18 protein-coding genes are annotated in these 17,985 nt (G+C 45.7%); 9 read left to right on the top strand and 9 right to left on the bottom strand.

Annotated elements, in window-relative coordinates; translation table 11 throughout:
* Window positions 1-54 precede the first annotated feature (54 nt).
* From Q0785_RS01135 to Q0785_RS01125, 3 genes are all read left to right on the top strand, one after another.
* Window positions 55-285, top strand: coding sequence for a hypothetical protein (locus Q0785_RS01135; RefSeq protein WP_298824000.1), 231 nt, complete (start codon window positions 55-57; stop codon window positions 283-285).
* A 106-nt stretch (window positions 286-391) separates the two neighbouring features.
* Complete coding sequence (locus Q0785_RS01130; RefSeq protein ID WP_298823998.1) at window positions 392-1,285, top strand: DMT family transporter; 894 nt, start codon at window positions 392-394, stop codon at window positions 1,283-1,285.
* An 86-nt stretch (window positions 1,286-1,371) separates the two neighbouring features.
* Window positions 1,372-1,794, top strand: a complete 423-nt coding sequence (locus Q0785_RS01125; protein WP_298823996.1) for a pyridoxamine 5'-phosphate oxidase family protein — start codon at window positions 1,372-1,374, stop codon at window positions 1,792-1,794.
* A 32-nt stretch (window positions 1,795-1,826) separates the two neighbouring features.
* Here Q0785_RS01125 and Q0785_RS01120 read toward each other — a convergent pair whose 3' ends face one another.
* Window positions 1,827-2,261: an Rrf2 family transcriptional regulator gene (locus Q0785_RS01120; protein ID WP_298823994.1), complete on the bottom strand. Its 435-nt coding sequence runs from the start codon at window positions 2,259-2,261 to the stop codon at window positions 1,827-1,829.
* Between the two features lie 97 nt (window positions 2,262-2,358).
* Between Q0785_RS01120 and hmpA (Q0785_RS01115) the strand changes: the two genes are divergently transcribed.
* Both hmpA (Q0785_RS01115) and hmpA (Q0785_RS01110) read left to right on the top strand, forming a co-directional pair.
* On the top strand, window positions 2,359-3,543 hold the full coding sequence (gene hmpA / locus Q0785_RS01115) for an NO-inducible flavohemoprotein (RefSeq protein ID WP_298823991.1): 1,185 nt from the start codon (window positions 2,359-2,361) through the stop codon (window positions 3,541-3,543).
* 828 nt (window positions 3,544-4,371) lie between these two features.
* Complete coding sequence (gene hmpA / locus Q0785_RS01110; protein WP_298823987.1) at window positions 4,372-5,553, top strand: NO-inducible flavohemoprotein; 1,182 nt, start codon at window positions 4,372-4,374, stop codon at window positions 5,551-5,553.
* A 110-nt stretch (window positions 5,554-5,663) separates the two neighbouring features.
* Here the strand turns inward: hmpA (Q0785_RS01110) and Q0785_RS01105 are convergent, their stop codons facing one another.
* Both Q0785_RS01105 and Q0785_RS01100 read right to left on the bottom strand, forming a co-directional pair.
* Window positions 5,664-7,625: an iron ABC transporter permease gene (locus Q0785_RS01105; protein ID WP_298823985.1), complete on the bottom strand. Its 1,962-nt coding sequence runs from the start codon at window positions 7,623-7,625 to the stop codon at window positions 5,664-5,666.
* Window positions 7,625-8,602 carry an iron-siderophore ABC transporter substrate-binding protein gene (locus Q0785_RS01100; protein WP_298823983.1) on the bottom strand — a complete coding sequence of 326 codons (978 nt, stop codon included), beginning with the start codon at window positions 8,600-8,602 and terminating at the stop codon, window positions 7,625-7,627. The genes Q0785_RS01105 and Q0785_RS01100 overlap by 1 nt, the downstream gene beginning before the upstream one ends.
* A 194-nt stretch (window positions 8,603-8,796) precedes the next feature.
* On the opposite strand from Q0785_RS01100, the gene Q0785_RS01095 reads away from it, so the two are divergent.
* Both Q0785_RS01095 and Q0785_RS01090 read left to right on the top strand, forming a co-directional pair.
* On the top strand, window positions 8,797-9,627 hold the full coding sequence (locus Q0785_RS01095) for an ABC transporter ATP-binding protein (RefSeq protein WP_298823980.1): 831 nt from the start codon (window positions 8,797-8,799) through the stop codon (window positions 9,625-9,627).
* The gene (locus Q0785_RS01090; protein ID WP_298823978.1) at window positions 9,627-10,271 is read left to right on the top strand and encodes a hypothetical protein; all 645 of its coding nucleotides are present in this window, start codon (window positions 9,627-9,629) and stop codon (window positions 10,269-10,271) included. Before Q0785_RS01095 ends, Q0785_RS01090 begins: the two co-directional genes overlap by 1 nt.
* A 55-nt stretch (window positions 10,272-10,326) precedes the next feature.
* Here Q0785_RS01090 and Q0785_RS01085 read toward each other — a convergent pair whose 3' ends face one another.
* Window positions 10,327-10,689, bottom strand: coding sequence for a VOC family protein (locus tag Q0785_RS01085; protein ID WP_298823974.1), 363 nt, complete (start codon window positions 10,687-10,689; stop codon window positions 10,327-10,329).
* 143 nt (window positions 10,690-10,832) lie between these two features.
* On the opposite strand from Q0785_RS01085, the gene Q0785_RS01080 reads away from it, so the two are divergent.
* On the top strand, window positions 10,833-11,513 hold the full coding sequence (locus Q0785_RS01080; protein WP_298823972.1) for a hypothetical protein: 681 nt from the start codon (window positions 10,833-10,835) through the stop codon (window positions 11,511-11,513).
* 32 nt (window positions 11,514-11,545) lie between these two features.
* Here Q0785_RS01080 and Q0785_RS01075 read toward each other — a convergent pair whose 3' ends face one another.
* Complete coding sequence (locus tag Q0785_RS01075; RefSeq protein ID WP_298823970.1) at window positions 11,546-12,418, bottom strand: VLRF1 family aeRF1-type release factor; 873 nt, start codon at window positions 12,416-12,418, stop codon at window positions 11,546-11,548.
* A gap of 159 nt (window positions 12,419-12,577) precedes the next feature.
* Here Q0785_RS01075 and Q0785_RS01070 point away from each other — a divergent pair, with 159 nt between their 5' ends.
* Window positions 12,578-12,892, top strand: coding sequence for a DUF3243 domain-containing protein (locus tag Q0785_RS01070; protein WP_223639749.1), 315 nt, complete (start codon window positions 12,578-12,580; stop codon window positions 12,890-12,892).
* A gap of 16 nt (window positions 12,893-12,908) precedes the next feature.
* On the opposite strand, the gene Q0785_RS01065 is transcribed toward Q0785_RS01070, so the two are convergent.
* The 4 genes from Q0785_RS01065 to Q0785_RS01050 form a co-directional block, all read right to left on the bottom strand.
* Window positions 12,909-14,177: an MFS transporter gene (locus tag Q0785_RS01065; RefSeq protein ID WP_298823967.1), complete on the bottom strand. Its 1,269-nt coding sequence runs from the start codon at window positions 14,175-14,177 to the stop codon at window positions 12,909-12,911.
* A gap of 176 nt (window positions 14,178-14,353) precedes the next feature.
* A complete protein-coding gene (locus Q0785_RS01060) occupies window positions 14,354-16,480 on the bottom strand; it encodes an ATP-dependent helicase (protein ID WP_298823965.1) in 2,127 nt (708 codons plus the stop codon).
* Between the two features lie 612 nt (window positions 16,481-17,092).
* A complete protein-coding gene (locus Q0785_RS01055) occupies window positions 17,093-17,620 on the bottom strand; it encodes a general stress protein (protein ID WP_298823963.1) in 528 nt (175 codons plus the stop codon).
* Between the two features lie 65 nt (window positions 17,621-17,685).
* A complete protein-coding gene (locus Q0785_RS01050; RefSeq protein ID WP_223639735.1) occupies window positions 17,686-17,886 on the bottom strand; it encodes a YwbE family protein in 201 nt (66 codons plus the stop codon).
* Window positions 17,887-17,985: the final 99 nt, after the last annotated feature.

Below are 17,985 nucleotides of genomic sequence, written 5' to 3'. Positions count from 1 at the left end.
AAGGTTTTATAAAAGGAATACACAAAGTAACACAATCAGGAAGAGGTGCTTTACATGTCAGATAAAAAGCCATTTAAAGAGGAAGACCGTAACATAAGCGACGGTGGTCCTATGGATAACCCTGAGCAGTACAAAACCGATAAAAAGACCCTCACCGAAATGCATGAAGAAGAAATGAATGTGGATACTATTCCAATGGAAGATTTAAAGCAGGAAAAACGGGAAGAAAAAGATAAGCGCGGAACGAAGAACAGTTCGTCCAGTGAAGAGAAATTCCCAGAGTAAACAGCATGAATTTTCGTAAAAGTGAATGCTTTCAAAAAAGACCGCCGAGGCTATCCTCAGCGGTCTTTTTATGCTATGATTCTCGTTTGAACAGGAGTGAAAGAAAATGAAAAACTGGATTTACCCACTGATGGTCGTCATAGCAGCGAGCTGTTATGGAGTTCTCTCCACCATCATTAAAGTGGCCATGAAAAATGGATTTACTGCTGCAGAAGCAGTGACCGCCCAATACTTTATAGGGTTCGCCTTAGCGGCTCTTTTATTTTTTGCAACACAACGTAAAATGCCCGGGATTAAAGGATGGAAGATTTTAATGCTATCCGGCAGTTTTACTGCTGCCACCGGCATGGTCTACGCGCATTCCCTTAACTACCTGTCAGCTTCATTGGCCGTTGTGCTGCTGTTCCAATTCACCTGGATCGGCATGTTCCTGGATTGCATCGTCAACCGCCGATGGCTGAAGCGGACGGAAGTCTTTTCTTTGGTTCTGCTATTTGCCGGAACTTTATTTGCAGCTGGCATCATCGGCACAGATCTAAGCGGGATTCCTTGGCAAGGGTGGGTTTGGGGAATGGCTGCGGCTTTTTGTTTCTCAGCGTTCATGTTCGTCAATGGCAAGCAGATCGAAGGCATGGATACTTCAGCCCGCCTATTTTATGTATCACTTTTTGCAGCCATTGTCGTTGGCTTATTCCAAACACCTGAAATTGTGTGGAACGGACAGTTGTTCAATGAAGGCCTATGGGTTTATGGATTATTGTTGGGCTTTTTCGGAATCATCATGCCCATCTACTTCTTTTCCGTCGCAGTGCCGCATGTCGGCTCGGGACTTGCTTCTATTTTGAGTGCTATGGAATTGCCGGTGGCGGTCATTGCATCGGTCCTTATCCTTAATGAAACCTTATCAACGCTTCAAGTCGGCGGAATTTTCATCATTCTGATCGGAATGGTGCTCCCTAGTGCGTTTAACCGGACACCGAAAATAGTCGAACAAATTTAAAGGCCTGCTGCCCAAGCAGGCCTTTTATGTTTAGTAAGGGTTTAAAAAGGAATAGGATAAGTACAAACATAAAAGGAGTGGTATGGATGAATCAGGAAGATGTAAAAAAAGCGGCGTTGAAAATTTTAGAAGACAGCTATGTGGGGACCTTAGCAACGATAAAAGGCCAAAAACCCCATTCACGTTATATGACTTTTTTTAACGATGATTTTACACTTTACACCGCCACCAGCAAAAAAACACAGAAAGTCAACGAATTGGAAGCTAATCCGCATGCCCATATTCTTTTAGGTTATGAAGGCGAAGGGGTCGGCGATACATTTTTGGAAATCGAAGGAACCATGTCGCTGAATGACGATCGCGAAATGATCGACAAAGTGTGGAACGAGCATCTGGAAGGATGGTTTGAAGGTCCTGATGATCCAAATCTCATCATTCTTGCCATCAAACCCGATCGTGTCCGCTTGATGAATACAAAAGGGTTAGAGCCGCACGTGCTGGAACTATAAATAAAAAACGGCTCAATTGATTGAGCCGTTTTTTATGTCTGAAGGATTTCGCGAAGCCCTTCCCTGTTGAACATCAGGTCTTCAAGCGTATATTCATCCAATACGGACAGATAAGCATTGAGAGCCTTGCCCAATACGCCACGCAGACCGCAGATAGGGGAAATTGGACAGCGGTTCGTCGCTGAATTAAAGCATTCAACTAAATGGAAATCATCTTCCATTCGCCTGACTACGGTTCCTACATTTATATTTTCAGGAAGGTCAGCAAGACGTATTCCACCGCCTCGTCCACGGACGGTATGGATAAAACCGGCTTTGCCCAGTTCGAATGTAACTTTCGTTAAGTGGTTTTTGGATATATTATATGCATCAGAAATTTCCTGTATCGTTGCAAGCTTATCTGGTTCTTTGGTGCCTAAGTAAATCAAAACACGTAATGAGAAGTCTGTATACATGGTCAATCTCATTTTTTTCACCTCTTCTGCATGTTCATTATAACGGCTTTTCACAAAGTCCGAAAGTAATTGAGCCTCAAGACTTTATTGAGAAAAGGAGTAGATCAGCATGTTATCGGAAGAAACCCGTACGATCGTCAAATCCACTGTCCCGGTTCTGGAGGAACATGGCGTGGCGATCACCACCACGTTTTACAAGAATCTGTTCGTAGCCCATCCCGAATTGCTGAATATCTTCAATCATGCCAACCAGGCACAGGGCCGTCAGCAAACAGCTTTGGCTAAAGCAGTATATGCAGCGGCGGTGCACATCGATAACTTAGAAGAGATCTTGCCAGCTGTTGTCCAAATTGCCCACAAACATGTCTCTCTCGGAGTATTGCCTGAGCACTATCCAATCGTTGGAGAATATCTGCTGAAAGCGATGAAGGAAGTGTTGGGTGATGCTGCGACGGATGAAATCATTGGAGCATGGGCAGAAGCTTACGGCGTCATTGCCGATGCATTTATCGGTGTCGAAAAAGAGATGTATGAACAAACCCAGGCACAGGACAACGGCTGGATTTTCTTCAAGGATTTCATTGTCTCCCGAAAAGTGAAAGAAAGTGAAGTCATTACTTCCTTCTACTTGAAGCCTGCGGATGGATCCAATGTTCCGCCCTACACACCAGGCCAGTACATTTCTGTGCGTTTATCAATGCCAGGCGAAGAGTTTCTGGTGATTCGGCAGTACAGTCTTTCCCAGGCACCGAAACCGGATGAATTCCGCATTTCCGTAAAGCGTGAAAATGACAACGATCCAAACGGCGTTGTTTCCAATTATCTGCACCGCAGCATCAACGAAGGCGATCAAGTAGAAGTCAGTGCACCTGCTGGCGTCTTTGTCCTAGATACCACAAAAACTTCACCGGTCGCTTTCATCAGCGGCGGTGTCGGTATCACGCCGATGATGAGTATGTTCGAGACAGTCGCAAACTCTACACCAGAGCGGCCGACCACTTTCCTTCACGGCGCCCGCAATCCTCTGCAGCAGGCTTTTGATGATGACATTCAGGCATATGCCATGATGATGGATGATGCCCGTTACAAAACCGTCTATTCAGATGAACCGAACGGATTTATTACCCGGGAAATGCTCGAGGAATATGTTGATCCCGAAAGTGACATCTATGTTTGCGGACCGGCTCCATTTATGGAAATCATGATTCGTGAACTCCACGGCATGGGCATTCCGGAAGAACAGATTCACTACGAATTCTTCGGTCCTGCAATGGATTTGAATACAGGCAATTAAAGCCGACCTTGAAGCCCAACTGATGTTGGGCTTTTTTTGCGCTTTCTTGACGAAGAATTTATTTCTGAAAGTATTTCAATCGTTTTGGAAAGTATTTCAGTGCATTTGGAAAGTATAGCCAATCAATAGAAATGACTGGTTCCTTTATGGAATGAAATAGAAATGATCCCCCCTTCTCTCTTGCAGTTATCGAAGCTGGACAACTGTTTCCGCTTTTCTTTTTGTTCAGCTCCAGCGCCTAGCTCTTTGGGCCATAAGCCAACCCAGCTATGTGGCAAAGAGCGCCACTTCGCTGGTCTGTCTTATGCCCGGCGAATCTACACGGGCGCTTCCGCTTTTCTTTTTGTCCAGTTCCAGCAGCTAGCTCTTTGGGTCATAAGCCAACCCAGCTATGTGGCAAAGAGCGCCACTTCGCTGGTCTGTCTTATGCCCGGCAGAGCTGGACAGCTGCTTCCACTTTTCTTTTTGTCCAGACTCCAGCGGCCAACTCCTCGGGTCGTAAGCCACTCTGGTGTCTAGTTCAGCGCCTAGCTCTTCGGGTCATAAGTCACCCCAGCTGTGTAGCAAAAAACGCCACTTCGCCGGTCTGCCTTATGCCTGTCAGAGCTAAACAGGCACTTCTACTTTTCGTGCTATGCGGCTGAAAACATGCCGCTTCGGCAAACTGCCTTAAGCCTGTCGGTTCTACACAGGCGCTTACACTTTTCCTTGTTGTGACTTTTCTGTGAAGTTAAATGTGTCTAAATTTTAAAGATGTATTTTAAATATATCTTTAAACGGAATGTGGGAGTATAGTCAAAGTATAGAAAACAAAAGGAGAGATTGAGCATGTTATCACAAGAGACAAGAACAATCATCAAATCCACAGTACCGGTATTAGAAGAGCACGGCACAGCCATTACGACGGTATTCTACAAAAATATGTTTGAAGCGCATCCTGAACTTTTTAATATTTTTAATCAAGCTAACCAGAAAAAAGGACGTCAGCAGGCTGCTTTGGCAAACACGGTTTATGCTGCAGCAGTCCACATCGACAATCTGGAGGCTATTCTTCCGGCAGTTGTACAAATTGCCAACAAACACGTAAGTTTAGGAATTAAACCAGAGCATTATCCGATTGTTGGAGAATATCTGTTAATAGCGATCAAAGAAGTATTGGGCGATGCCGCAACTGATGACATCATCAATGCTTGGGCAGAAGCATATGGCGTAATCGCAGATGCTTTCATCGGCGTTGAAAAAGATATGTATGAAAAAATGGAATCTCAGGAGAATGGCTGGAGCTTCTTTAAAGACTTTACGATTGTCCGCAAAGAGAAAGAAAGTGAAAACATCACTTCCTTCTATTTAAAACCAGCAGATGGAAAAAATGTTCCAGCTTATCAGCCTGGCCAATATATCTCTGTACGCTTGTCGATTCCAGGTGAAGAGTATTTATTCAACCGCCAGTACAGCCTATCTCAAGCTGCACAGGAAGATGAGTTCCGCATTTCCGTTAAACGCGATGCAGACAATGATCCGAACGGCCTCGTATCCGTTTACCTTCATGATCAATTGAACGTAGGGGATAGCTTTGAAGTCAGCGCACCAGCAGGTGAATTCATTCTTGATACGGAAAAAAATACACCTGTTGCATTCGTCAGCGGCGGCGTCGGCATCACACCGATGATGAGCATGTTCGAAACTGTTGCTACATTGACTCCAGAACGTCCAACAACGTTCCTGCATGCTACACGCAATGAAACAATGCATGCTTTCGATAAAGATATCCAGAAATACATCGCGTCTATGGACAATGCAAGCTATAAAACACTTTATTCTGATCAGCCTCAAGGCTATATCACAAGAGCGGTTCTGGAAGAATACGTCGATATCACAGGTGATGTCTATGTATGTGGTCCTGTACCTTTCATGGAAGCCATGATTAAAGAATTGCGGGCACTTGGCATGAAAGAAGAACAGATCCACTTTGAATTCTTCGGTCCAGCCATCGCTCTTCAAACTGCATAATTTTATAAAAAGCTGTCCGCTTGCCGGGCAGCTTTTTGTGTATTCATTTTCCACCCAACTCAAAAGGACCCGCCAACAGGGCAGGTCCTTTTGCTATTGGTTGATTCTTTTCATTTCATCTTGCGCAGTAAGTAAAGTAAATAAGGTGTACCAATTAATGCTACAACCAACCCGCTCGGAATGTCTTTTGGCGCAATCAGGATGCGTCCGACAAAATCAGCGGTGACCAGCAGCAACCCGCCAAGCAAGCCAGAAGCCAGCATCAATGGCAAATGGCGGAAACCGACCAGCCGCCGGGCGATATGCGGGGCCACAAGCCCCACAAATCCGATAGTGCCGACAATCGATACGGCCACCGTCGAAATGGCTACACCGATGATCAACGCCCATACACGCGTAGAACGGATATTCAATCCAAGCCCTGCCGCGACGTCATCTCCGAAGGTCAGTGTATCCAAGCTGCGTGTCAGATAGATCGCCGGCCAAATGAATACAGCCAATAGAATCAGCGCAAATTGAACATCGTCCCATCCTTTGCCATAAGTACTGCCTGACAGCCAGACAAGTGCACTGGCCACTGCCAGCTTCGCCTTAACAATAAAAACCTGTGTCGCTGCCGAACCGAATGCGGAAATGGCAATTCCCATCAACGCAACCAGCATCGGCTGGAAATTATTCTTCCAAGCTGTCACCAGGATGATGCCAAGTGCCAAAGCTGCACCGACCGTCGCCCCCAGTGGCATGAACTTAGGTGGAATAGACGGGAAAAGGACCAGCAACAGCATCGCTCCGGCTCCTGCCATTGAAGTGACACCGAGCACACTGGCATCTGCCAGCGGATTTCTGAGCACTCCTTGAAGGATGACTCCGGTAATCGCCAGCATCACACCTACAATAAATGAAGTTAAGACCCGCGGCACCCGGAAATTCCAGACGACTGGTTCCAGCCAGGCGAAGGTCCAGACAGAACCGTTGAAACTCAATGCCATGACTGTGATTCCTAAAATGATCACCACCAGCACTGGTACGATTAATTTTAACCGGATCGGTTTGGTGGTGCCGCCCATTTGGCGCTCTCCGCGCTTCAAGGACTTGGCCGTGCGCCATGCTAGATACAAGAGCCATGGACCGCCGACTAATGCGGTCATAGCACCAACCGGCACTTCCTGGCCCGGCTGGATCAATCTGCCCAGTACATCCGCACCGACCAAAAAGACACTTCCCCAAATAAAGGAATGGATGAAAATTTGGAGATGGCCACGAATCCCCATCATGCGGACAATGTGCGGTGCCATCAGACCAATAAAGCCGATCGGACCAACGACACTTACTGTTGCAGCAGCCAAAACGATGGCGACTCCCCATGCAGCCAGCTTAACTACCCGGACATTCTGCCCCAGTGAAGACGCGATATCTTCTCCCAGCGATAAAATATCCATTGGTTTCGCCAGCAGCATTGCGCAGATGAACATCAGCAGAATGACCGGTGCCGCAAAAGCGACGCCCTCCCAATTCAGCTGAACCAATGTTCCAGAGCCCCATAGAAAGAGACCATTTGTCTGATTTTCAAATAATAACTGGAGCGCTCCAGTAATGGACGCAAACAGCAGTGAAATGATCATTCCCGTCAGCGCTACACGCACAGGCTCCATTTGATTTCCAGCAAGGCCGACGACCAAAAGCGAAGAAAGCACGGCGCCCAGAAGAGCTGTAACAAATGGAAAAGCTCCAAGCAGTCCTGGAAAAAAGATGGTGGACAGAACCACAAAGAAAAATGCCCCTGCATTGATTCCCAATGTTCCTGGAGAAGCCAATGGGTTATTCGTCAAAGTTTGCAAGACGGCGCCGGAAACTGCCAACGCCCCTCCAGCCAGCAGGCCCATCGCAAGACGCGGCAATCGGAAAGAAAGCACAATATCTTGGATACGCCCTTCCGTCCATACTCCTGTCAACAGTTCGGATACTGTATAATCCGCCTGACCTTGAATCAGATGTATGACAGATAGCACAATAAGCAGGAAAAAGCCCGCTGTCAGAGAGACAGTGGACTTGTTCAGTAATCTTCGGAGCATTAGTCAGTCACCAATACATCAGTGATTTGGTTCATCAATGTTTCAGCAGACAACGGTCCTCCGTATAACCAGGTATCCGCGCCTAAATCATATGTCCGGCCTTCTTGGACAAACGCAAGATTTTCCCAGACAGGATTTCCTTTTAGCTGATTTTCATAAATATTATCTTCTTCCGGTACTGTGTAAAGGTAGTTGGCATCTTCGTATTTAACCAATCCTTCTACATTGAATGTACTGGATCCGAAAATTTCAAACTGGTCCGGTTCATGGACATTATTCAAGCCGATGCGCTCCAAGATGATGGAAGCCATCGAGTTTGGCGTAAAGACACGAATTTCCGGAGCCTGGGCCCCGCTATAGGCAAGTGTTAGAATAACGTCTTTTGTTTTCAAATCAGCCGCTTCAATTTCAGCCGCCTTTTCTTCATACTGTGCTTCCAAGTCAGTCAAGACCTGTTCGCCTTCTGTCGTCTTTCCAACTGCTTTTGCAATTTCGAGGAATGTCGTTTCCATTTCCTGATACAGATCGATACTCTCATCTTCGGGATATGGATTGAAAATCACTGTAGGAGCAATCGTCTCCAATTGTTCGAGCATGCCATCGTGGCGAAAACTCACACCGATGATCAGATCTGGTTCTAAAGCTGCAATGGCTTCCAGGTTCGGTTCCTGGCGGCCGCCGACATCCACAACCGTTTCATCCAATTGCGGTTCAATATTCACGTAGTTTCCATAATCTGAAATATCGGCCATTCCCGCCGGTTGCACACCGACTGCCAATAGGTCTTCTGCGTACGTCCATTCCAGAACCACCACTTTTTGGGCTGGCGCATCTAATGTCACTTCGCCATTGGTTCCTTGGATTGTGACCGGTTCAGCTTCTTCAGCTGGCGCCGCCGGCTCTTCTTCAGTTGTTGAACACGCTGCTAGTATAAGTAAAAGGATAGCTGTTAGTACAATTAGTAAGGGCTTCTTCATTTTATTTATCCTCCAAGTTGTTTGATAACGATTCTCAATACGTCTTTATTCTAGGTCTATCTGTCACATTTGTAAAGCATTTTCTGAAAATCTTAGTGAAAATTGTTCTCATTTAATAAGATTTTATGCTATAGTAACGGTAACGAAAATCCTATCAAACAGAATTACAGTGAAAGATATGGAGGAATTGCGCAATGTCAACAGCCGTCAAAACCAACGACTTGTCAATTGGATATACAGATAATCTACTTTTCGAAAACCTGAATTTATCGATTCCGCGCGGCGAAATATCGGTATTTGTGGGCAGCAATGGCTGCGGCAAATCCACCCTTCTTCGCTCGATTGCGCGTCTACTTAAACCTCAAGAAGGTTCTATACTATTGGAAGGTAAAGAAGTCCATAGCATGTCTTCACGTGAAGTCGCGAAAAAAATGGGCATTCTCCCTCAATCACCGGTATCACCTGAAGGGCTGACAGTCCACGACCTGGTCAAACAAGGCCGTTATCCACATCAGTCATGGCTGAAACGCTGGACCGAAGAAGATACAGAAAAAGTGGAAGCCGCTATGAAAGCGACGCGCGTTGATGCATTCCGCGACAAGCCTGTAGACGAATTATCAGGGGGACAGCGTCAGCGTGCATGGATTGCCATGACACTTGCCCAAGATACCGAGATTATTCTCTTGGATGAACCTACTACTTATTTAGACATGACACATCAAATCGAAATTTTGGATTTGCTGTTTGAGTTAAATGAAACTCAAGGCCGTACAATCATCATGGTTCTACATGATTTAAATCTTGCTTCCCGCTATGCCCATAACATCATCGCCATTAAAGACGGCGATGTATTCGGACAGGGAACGCCTGAAGATGTCATTAGCTGCGATTTGGTCCGTTCCGTTTTCGGAATGGAATGCCAGGTTTCCAAAGATCCTTTGTTTGGAACTCCCCATTGTGTTCCGTTTGGCAGAGGCCGTTGCATCGTCCCTGAAATCCGCCAAGCGTTAAGCAGTGCGCAATAATGGAAAAACTGGATCTTTTCCAAGTACACCTCCAACCGAATGCAAATGGATTTATGACTTTGTCCGAAAGCATGGAAAACCGTTCTTTTGAATTGATCCAAAAAGTCACCCGTGAATCCGGGGCACCCACTGAAGCCGTAGCCTCGTCTATCTTCATGCGGCGCTTCGGTTTTTTTATAACCGCTCAGCTTTATTTATTGGCACATCAACAAGTGTGGGCTGGCCCACTTAGTGAAGTCCACTTGACTGAAGCCGATTACGGAATCGCTTTTGAAGTTGATGGAAAGTGGTTGAGGCCTCGCCAGGAAGGCGACCTGGAAATGGTCTTGAAGGAATACGCAAGTCCTGTCGTGGAAAGGTTCCGGAAGATCGGTCCCATCTCCAAATTGATTCTATGGGAAAATATTTGGGGATATGCCATCTGGATGTACGGCATGGAACAATCGGTACAGGCTGAACAGGACATGCAGGCTTTACTGGACGACACACTCTGGCAGCCGGAAATGCGCAAATCGCATTTCAAGCAATTTCTAGGCGGACACAGTCTGGAACAGTCTAAAGGCGAATACAAACGCATAACCTGCTGTCTCTACAAAGAATTGCCGGAAACGGATAAATGCCCATATTGTCCTTTGCGCAAATAAACGCCCTGCTCATATGCAGGGCGTTTTCTTTTTTTTGATTTCTTTTCAGCAGTGATCATTTCAAAAATTCCAGCCGGTTTCCGAAAGGATCGAAGACGAAAAATCGCTGGACGCCCGGAATGCTGTCATCTTCTTTCCATACAATACCGGTTGCTGATAAATGAGCCTTCAGTTCACTATAACCCGCTACACGAAATGCCGGATGTGCTTTTTTGGCTGGCGAAAAGGGTTCCTCCACGCCTACATGCAATTGCTGGCTACCGAATTCAAACCAAGCTCCGCCTCTTCCTTGTAAAGCTTTCGGCTTTTCAATTTCCTGCATTCCTAAAATACCTGTATAGAATTCTCTCGCCTGCTCTTCTTTTCCAGCCGGCGCTGCCACCTGTACATGATCGATGTGTAAAATAGAAAATCCCATGTCCTCACTCCTTTGTCTTCAGTTTATCCAAGTTAGCAACAAAAGAATATACGAATGTTTTTAAGCTTTTCCATAAGATTATCCAATCACTTTGCAAACTCCACTCGTTTGCCGTAGCATGAAAAATAAAGAGGTGATTCCACATGACCTTACCCCAACAGGCAAGGTATTCATTGAGCAGCCAATCCGTAGCAGTGGACCGCCTTCCGCAGCAGCCGCTCAGCCAGGACATTCCCGTTCTGATCGAAGAACTGAAAGCCTGGTGTGAGACCGACTACGCCGGAGCAGCCGTATCCTATTTCTTCCGCCAGTACGCTCTCTTTGTAACTGCTCAATTCAGCCTGATCCATCAGCATGGCGGTTATTTCTCGATCCACTGGAAGGATCTCCAATTTGACCGGGTCCATAATTACGGGTTGCCGCTTCTGCAGACCCATGTCAACTCGTCTTCCTTTCAAATTCTTGAAGGCGATGAAAAATATCAGGCTTTCCACGAAATCCTTCATCAACAAGTAGATGAACTGGTGAAAGAATTCAAAAAACACATAAAAATTTCCCCCATCACCTGCTGGGAGAACGTACTGGGCTCTGTTCTTTGGTTTTATGCCGGACTGGAAACCCGGGAACCGCGAAAAACTGCAGAAGATATGGAATGGCTGCTTGATGCCGCTAATTGGAAGCCGGTCAAAACTTCCTATTTCGCCAAACTGCTTGGCGATACCCCCCTGCAGCAGGCTGTATCAAAGCCGCTTAGAAAAACATGCTGCCTGTACAAAGAGATGCCATCTTTTAATACCTGTACATTCTGTCCAACACCAAAGTAAAGCACCTCAGCATAAATGCTGAGGTGCTTTGCTTATACTTCAAATACTTCGTGCAGGATTTTCCCTGGATCGTTATTGATCAGGTTTTTATAGACGCAGCTTGTCGGTTTCTTTTGGAGCGCTTTAGAGAAGGACTTGGCGTGCTCGGCTTCTCCGACCACGTGGATTTCTTCCCATTTGCGTTCTTTTTTCAATTTCTCGATCTTGCTGCCCATGTCTTTATAAAAGCGTTCGAGGTTTTCTTTCAGCCGGTGATCCAATTCATCGACAGGGCTTCCTCCCCCGCTGCCGCCGATGACCGGACTATTTCCTCCAGCAGCACCGCCGCCAACGGATCCTGCTCCTGAACTGCCGGCTCTTCCCTGAATGCGTCCAGAACTGCGTACGCCTTTCTGTTCTGTCCAAACTTCCAGCCCGGCATCGAATTCATAAAAGAATTCTTCATTGATAATCCCCATCGATGTATCGATTACACGGATTCCTTTAAAGCTCGGCAAAATGATGCCCGCATACGGATAGGCTTTGTACATATAGCGAAGCTCTTCAAGAGCGGGCTTCGTCTCCCAGTGAAAACTTGTTTTCACTGGAACTTGAACATAGTGGACAGACCATAAATCTTTATGCGGTGATGCAAAAATAACGACACCCTTCTGGAGGTCGTTTTGATTATCTAAAATTTCTTTTTCAACTTTTTTTCTCAAGGCTTTATATGCCTGTATTTCTTTTTCATCATTGGAAGCCTTTAAGTATTCGTCTAGTCGCTTCAAGCCATTTTTCAGGTGGATTTTCCATGCCCCATTTTGGGCGTTTAAGTCAGCTGGATTGGTATTGAGATAAACACTTAACACGCAACGGTCTGGACATTCAAAACTCTTCAATTCCTGGATTTCGTCGTATAAAGTCATTCATTCATCATCCTCCTTGTATTCCATCCTTGTTATCTGATTACCCGAAGGAAGTTTATTTAAACGAATCTTCTGAATGATTATTGAGACGACGTTTAAAATTCAGCGGCAGTGGTAAATAGACAGTATGATAAAAAATTTGAAGGAGCGTGTTACAGAATGGAAAACATCAACAAGCAAGTTGAAGATAAACTCAAGAATACAGATGACAAGAAAAAAGAGCAGATTTTAGCGGACTTCTCAGTTTTCATCAATTATTTAGGTGATAAAGTGGAAATCGGAGAAAAAATGGGCTTAAGTGAAGAACGCATCGCACAATTAGCCGAAAAAGTTGCAGGATATTTAGCTAAGAAAGAAGATCCAAAAAACAGCGAAGAGTATTTATTGCAGCGCCTATGGCAGGTCGGCGATAAAGAAGAACAGCATATGCTGGCACACATGCTGGTGAAATTAGCTAAAGACCAAGACAAATAATTTAAAAAGGCCTTCCTCAATGGGAAGGCCTTTTTTCGTATAGATGAAACATCAATAGATAGACGAAGCCGCTGGCGAGTGCAAGCAGACCCAAAAGACCGAATGTCCACGCAAAACCGAACCAGGCTGTCATCGGAATGGAAACCGGTGCAATCATCCGGCCGATGGTGTACCGCAAACTGGCCGCTGCAAAATATTGGCCCCGCATGTCCTCGGGCGCCAATTTTGAGATGAAGTTTTGCTGCAGTCCAACGACCATCAGCTCCGCAAATGTGAAAACAGCCATTGCGACTACAAACATCCAGAACCATGAAGTCAACGGAAACAGCCACATCGCCAATGCGTAGAAAGCAGCAGATGTGAAGAAAACCCATTTCTCTGGAAATTTGGTCATCCATCGGGTAACCACCACCGTCAGCAGCGCAACAAATAATCCGTTTTCAGCCAACAGAATGCCAAAGGAAGTTTCTCCTGTGACGGACCATTCCCGGTCAAAAAGAGTGGCTACTGTCTGACTGTCAATCGTTTCCTTCAAATAGACGGGAATCAGAAGATCCAACTGCATAAACGTCTGGGCACCCAAAACACCGGCAATGATGAATAATAGAAATAAACGATCTTTGAAAATCAGACCGTATTCCTTAAATTGTTTTAAAATCGCGCCAGTCCATCCTGTTGCCGTCTGTGACTGCCATTTGTCCACCATAACCTGGGACAAGGTTTCCTTTGTCAGTAATCTCAGCACCAGACCAAGCAGCATCGAAATCACTGCCACCGCCAGCAATAGCTCGAAACGGTAAGAAAAGAATAGAATCGCACCAAAAAGCGGTCCCACTACAACAGCAATATTCAAAGTTGTGTAAAAAATCGCAAAGACATCGCTCCGGTATTTTTCCGGTACGACATCCGCAATCATCGCCTGGCTTGCCGGCCAGTATAGAGAGCCGCACATTCCTGCAAGAGTGAACGCGACAAAACCAAGTTCTGGTGATTGCAGCCAAGGTGAATTGGCAAAAGCAAATAACAGAAACGTAAAACCCTGCGCAATAGAAGCCACGACCAACATCCGTCTACGGCCGAAACGGTCCGCACAATAACCGCCAACCAGGTTTGCTGCAACTGAAAACACCTGTGAAATCACCAGCAGCAATCCCGCCATTCCTTTGCCGAATTCTTCAGCAAAATATATCGCTAAAAACGGAAATACCATCCAATAACTTGTATTCATGAAAAATTCGCCTACCAGGCGAACTTTTAAACTTCGATCCCAATCCTTCAATCTCATTCCCGTTTCCCCGCGTTCTTTATATATGTTGAACTAATAATCCATAACAGAAACGATTCTGTTGTGGATATTCCACAAAGCAGCTCCTAAAAAACCGATGCTCCTGCATCGCTGCGCTAGCTTCGTCCGCGGAAAGCGTCCGCCTGGAGCGTTTTCTTCTATTTTCTTCAGAAGTGCTACTCGATGATCTCCAATAATCTATAGCTTAAGCAAATATCGATCATCAAATCTTTTCGTTCTTTTGCGAATTGGATGGAAATGCGCTCCTTATCCCGTTCAATGATTTCTCCCGCACCGAATACACGGTGCCGGACCTGAACGCCTTGACGCAAAGCATCTTCTGAATGGATCGCATTCGGATTATCAGGTACCTTCACTTTGATTGGCGTTTTGGCTGCAGTCCGCTGTGCTGTCACCGACCTTTTTTCAGGGATGATCAGTTTGCGCACTTCATCCGCAAAACGGGATTCGCTGCCGTAGCTGATCAGCTCTAAATGGTTTTTAGCCCTGGTCATCCCGACATAGAACAGGCGCCGTGCTTCTTCCAACGTATCTGGATTCTCCGCATCTTCTTCAGTGGGAATGACGCCTTCCACCAAATCGATCATATACACCCGTTCAAACTCCAGACCCTTAGAGCTGTGGAACGTCGACAAAGTCAGCATATCGTCGGTTTTTTCCACCTTTGCCTGCTGAGTTACCTGCTCGAGCTGTTTCAACCGTTTTGCGAACGCAGTCATGGACTCAAGCGGTTCAGCAATCTGTTCCAAAGTCGTTAAAATTTGTGTTAAATAAGTCATTTTCATACCAAATTTCTCCGCGCGGCTCGCAAGCATCTGATCATAGCCCATTTCCCCACGAATGGTCCGGATGACCTTCAATGGCTTCATACCGTTCAATGAAGCAAACCATTTTTTCTGTTCGGCCAGAATTTTAATCTGGTATTCCTTTAAGGTGATCGTCAAATTGATATCTTCAAACGCATTGTTTCCTGTCGGATTCATCCGGCTCAGCATCTTCAGTTGGCTGCCTGACCAATAGGCATTGGTTTTGGAAGCTACTTTCGAATAGATGTCGATACGTTCCGGCTTCAGGCTGAAACGCATGAAGTTCAGCATATCTTCTACAATCCAGTGGGAGAAAAAGCGGTTATCTGAATCCTTCATGTAAAAAGGGATGCCTAAGCGCTCAAGTTCGCTCATCAGCAGAGTGGACGAAGAGTTGTTGCGGTATAGAATAGCCACGTCGCCGTAATCGGTCAATTCCTTGAGCTCTTTCATAAGGTATTTGAATTGGGCTTCTTCTGAACCCAAACGTTTCAAAACAATCGGATCGCCTTCGGGTTGCTTAGTGAACATATTTTTGTCATGGCGCTTTTTATTGGTCTTGATGAATTCATTGGCGGTGTGGACTATGTTTTGGGATGAACGGTAATTGCGCTCCATTTTCATGATGTAGGCATCTGGATAAACCGTTCTGAACTTCAGTAGATAAGTCGGTTCAGCAGCTCTCCATGTATAAATTGACTGATCATCATCGGCTACCACACAGAGATTTTGATGTCGTGCCACCAGTTTTTCCACAATGGCATGCTGGATCAATGAGGTATCCTGACTTTCATCTGTCATGATGTAATCCCAGCGTCCTTGGTATTTCGCCAATAGGCCCTTGTCTTTTTCAAGCGCTTCATAGGCCAGCGACAGCATGTCATCAAAATCGACCAACCTAACGTCATAGTTCTCTTTAAAGGCTTCATAGGTTTTCAGGATTTCAATAGCACCTGGAAATGGTTCCTTCAGCTTGGCCCATTCTGTTCTAGGCAACATTTTGTTTTTCACGAAACTGATAAATGAAATCAACTCTTCCAGTTGGTCATCTGTAATCGGCTCATCGTTTTCAGTTTTGTACATCTCACGAAGCAGCTTTTTCTTGTGAAGGCCATTTGTCTCATTGCCTTCTATCATAACGTAACGTGAACCTGAAAAATAATCACGGGTTATCTGGAAGGCCAGACTATGGATGGTCGAGAAATCGATGGGTTGCAGTGAAGGGAAAAATCGTTTGTAGCGCTCGAGCATATCGTTGGCTGAAGCTTTGCTGAACGTGATCGCTTTGATCCGTTTTGGAGAAACACCTTTTTCTTCAATCAAGTATCCGATGCGCATAATCATCGTAGTTGTTTTTCCAGATCCGGGACATGCCAGCAAAAGCAGGGGGCCTTCCGTCCGCTCTACCGCTTTTCGTTGTATTTTATTTAATTGGACTCCGAGTTCCTGTTTTTTGCGTTCAAAGAATTGGCTCATTATGAGGGGGCTCCTTCATTTTTCAATATCCCTATATTAACACAAAAACGGACCCGTTTTAATGGGTCCGTTTCTGTTCAAGCAGATAAAGAGAAACTTCGAAGTGGAATAAAGCATGTGCTGTGTTATAACCGGCAGAGCTATACGGACGCTTACGCTTTTCTCATTGTCCAGTTCCAGCGCCCAGCTCTTTGGGTCATAAGCCAACCCAGCTGTGTGGCAAAAAGCGCCACTTCGCTGGTCTGTCTTATACCTGTCAGAGTTGAACAGGCACTTCCACTTTTCATGCTGTGCGGCTGAGAACATGCCGCTTCGCCAGTGCGTCTTATGCCCGTCGACTCTACATGGCTGCTTACGCTTTTCTTATTGTCCAGCTCCAGCGCGCCCACCCCCTCGAGTCGCTTCAGCCTTACCAACAATAGCAAAGGACGCCATTATCGGTAAGGCTTCCAGCGCTTGTCGGGGCTACACGGGCGCTTCCGCTTTTCTTATTGTCCAGCTCCAGCGCCCAGCCTCTCGAGTCGCTTCAGCCTTACCAACAATGGCAAAGTACGCCATTATCGGTAAGGCTTCCAGCGCTTGTCGGGGCTACACGGGCGCTTCCGCTTTTCTCTAAATAAAGTTCTTTTCGTCCGGCTTGCTGATTGGGTCTGCATTGCGCTTGTCTTTTCTGAATGCGGGATCTTCGTAATGCCGTTCATCCAGTTCGACCGCTTTCCCTTCGCGTTCTTCTTCTATAGTACGCGGACCTTCCGACTCAAGTTTGTCCTGTTGAATTTCCGTCTTATCGTCTTCGGGCAATTCAAATGCATCGTGTGCATCTTTGTTTACATAAAGCAGTAGCTTGCCTTCTTGTACGTCCCGATAGTAGCGTTCTGATTCATTTTCATCAATGCCCATATTCAGGAAGGCTTGATGAACTTTTTGGTCACCTGTTAAAAAAGTGGCGAATCGATCAGCCCAGCCCGTTTCAGATGAATGGACTTCAACATCTGATTTTCCTTTTAATAAGGATAGCTGGTCACTTGACTTGCCCATAATATACATATCTTTTTCCAAATAGCCATCTTTCTTCAGTTCTTTGATTTTCTGCAGAACTTCTTCCTGTGTATGATAGGTTTCGATGAATCGATTCAGCATGCTGATCTCTCCTTTAATAAGGGGTTATTGTAATTTACCCTTATGCCAGGAGCTCGAAACAACAGTTACTTTTGAGACAAAATCTCACAGACTCGTCCAACCTGTCCGTCTTCTAACCGCACTTTAATGCCATGCGGATGAGTTGCCGAGTTCGTCAATAAATCCTTGACGATGCCGCGGGTTTTCTTTCCTGAACGCTGATCTTGTTTTAAAATCACATTTACTTCAATACCTGGTTTCACGTCACTTCTTTTTTTACCGTCCACGCTTATCCCTCCTTACTTTCTTCTATCATACGCTATTCCTCCCAGCTGAACAAAACAGGCTCAAATCAAAACCAAGGAAGGAAAAGTCACCCTTTTCCT

It is taken from the genome of uncultured Planococcus sp. (genome assembly GCF_947501725.1).
Taxonomy (GTDB): Bacteria; Bacillota; Bacilli; order Bacillales_A; family Planococcaceae; genus Planococcus; species Planococcus donghaensis_C.
Note: the sequence above shows the minus strand (reverse complement) of the source record. Positions and strands in the feature narration are given on the sequence as shown.

Coding starts and splice junctions, on each gene's coding strand:
- Q0785_RS01135 (WP_298824000.1), top strand. CDS start 55: ATGTCAGATAAAAAGCCATTTAAAGAGGAAGACCGTAACATAAGCGAC.
- Q0785_RS01130 (WP_298823998.1), top strand. CDS start 392: ATGAAAAACTGGATTTACCCACTGATGGTCGTCATAGCAGCGAGCTGT.
- Q0785_RS01125 (WP_298823996.1), top strand. CDS start 1,372: ATGAATCAGGAAGATGTAAAAAAAGCGGCGTTGAAAATTTTAGAAGAC.
- Q0785_RS01120 (WP_298823994.1), bottom strand. CDS start 2,261: ATGAGATTGACCATGTATACAGACTTCTCATTACGTGTTTTGATTTAC.
- hmpA (WP_298823991.1), top strand. CDS start 2,359: ATGTTATCGGAAGAAACCCGTACGATCGTCAAATCCACTGTCCCGGTT.
- hmpA (WP_298823987.1), top strand. CDS start 4,372: ATGTTATCACAAGAGACAAGAACAATCATCAAATCCACAGTACCGGTA.
- Q0785_RS01105 (WP_298823985.1), bottom strand. CDS start 7,625: ATGCTCCGAAGATTACTGAACAAGTCCACTGTCTCTCTGACAGCGGGC.
- Q0785_RS01100 (WP_298823983.1), bottom strand. CDS start 8,602: ATGAAGAAGCCCTTACTAATTGTACTAACAGCTATCCTTTTACTTATA.
- Q0785_RS01095 (WP_298823980.1), top strand. CDS start 8,797: ATGTCAACAGCCGTCAAAACCAACGACTTGTCAATTGGATATACAGAT.
- Q0785_RS01090 (WP_298823978.1), top strand. CDS start 9,627: ATGGAAAAACTGGATCTTTTCCAAGTACACCTCCAACCGAATGCAAAT.
- Q0785_RS01085 (WP_298823974.1), bottom strand. CDS start 10,689: ATGGGATTTTCTATTTTACACATCGATCATGTACAGGTGGCAGCGCCG.
- Q0785_RS01080 (WP_298823972.1), top strand. CDS start 10,833: ATGACCTTACCCCAACAGGCAAGGTATTCATTGAGCAGCCAATCCGTA.
- Q0785_RS01075 (WP_298823970.1), bottom strand. CDS start 12,418: ATGACTTTATACGACGAAATCCAGGAATTGAAGAGTTTTGAATGTCCA.
- Q0785_RS01070 (WP_223639749.1), top strand. CDS start 12,578: ATGGAAAACATCAACAAGCAAGTTGAAGATAAACTCAAGAATACAGAT.
- Q0785_RS01065 (WP_298823967.1), bottom strand. CDS start 14,177: ATGAGATTGAAGGATTGGGATCGAAGTTTAAAAGTTCGCCTGGTAGGC.
- Q0785_RS01060 (WP_298823965.1), bottom strand. CDS start 16,480: ATGAGCCAATTCTTTGAACGCAAAAAACAGGAACTCGGAGTCCAATTA.
- Q0785_RS01055 (WP_298823963.1), bottom strand. CDS start 17,620: ATGCTGAATCGATTCATCGAAACCTATCATACACAGGAAGAAGTTCTG.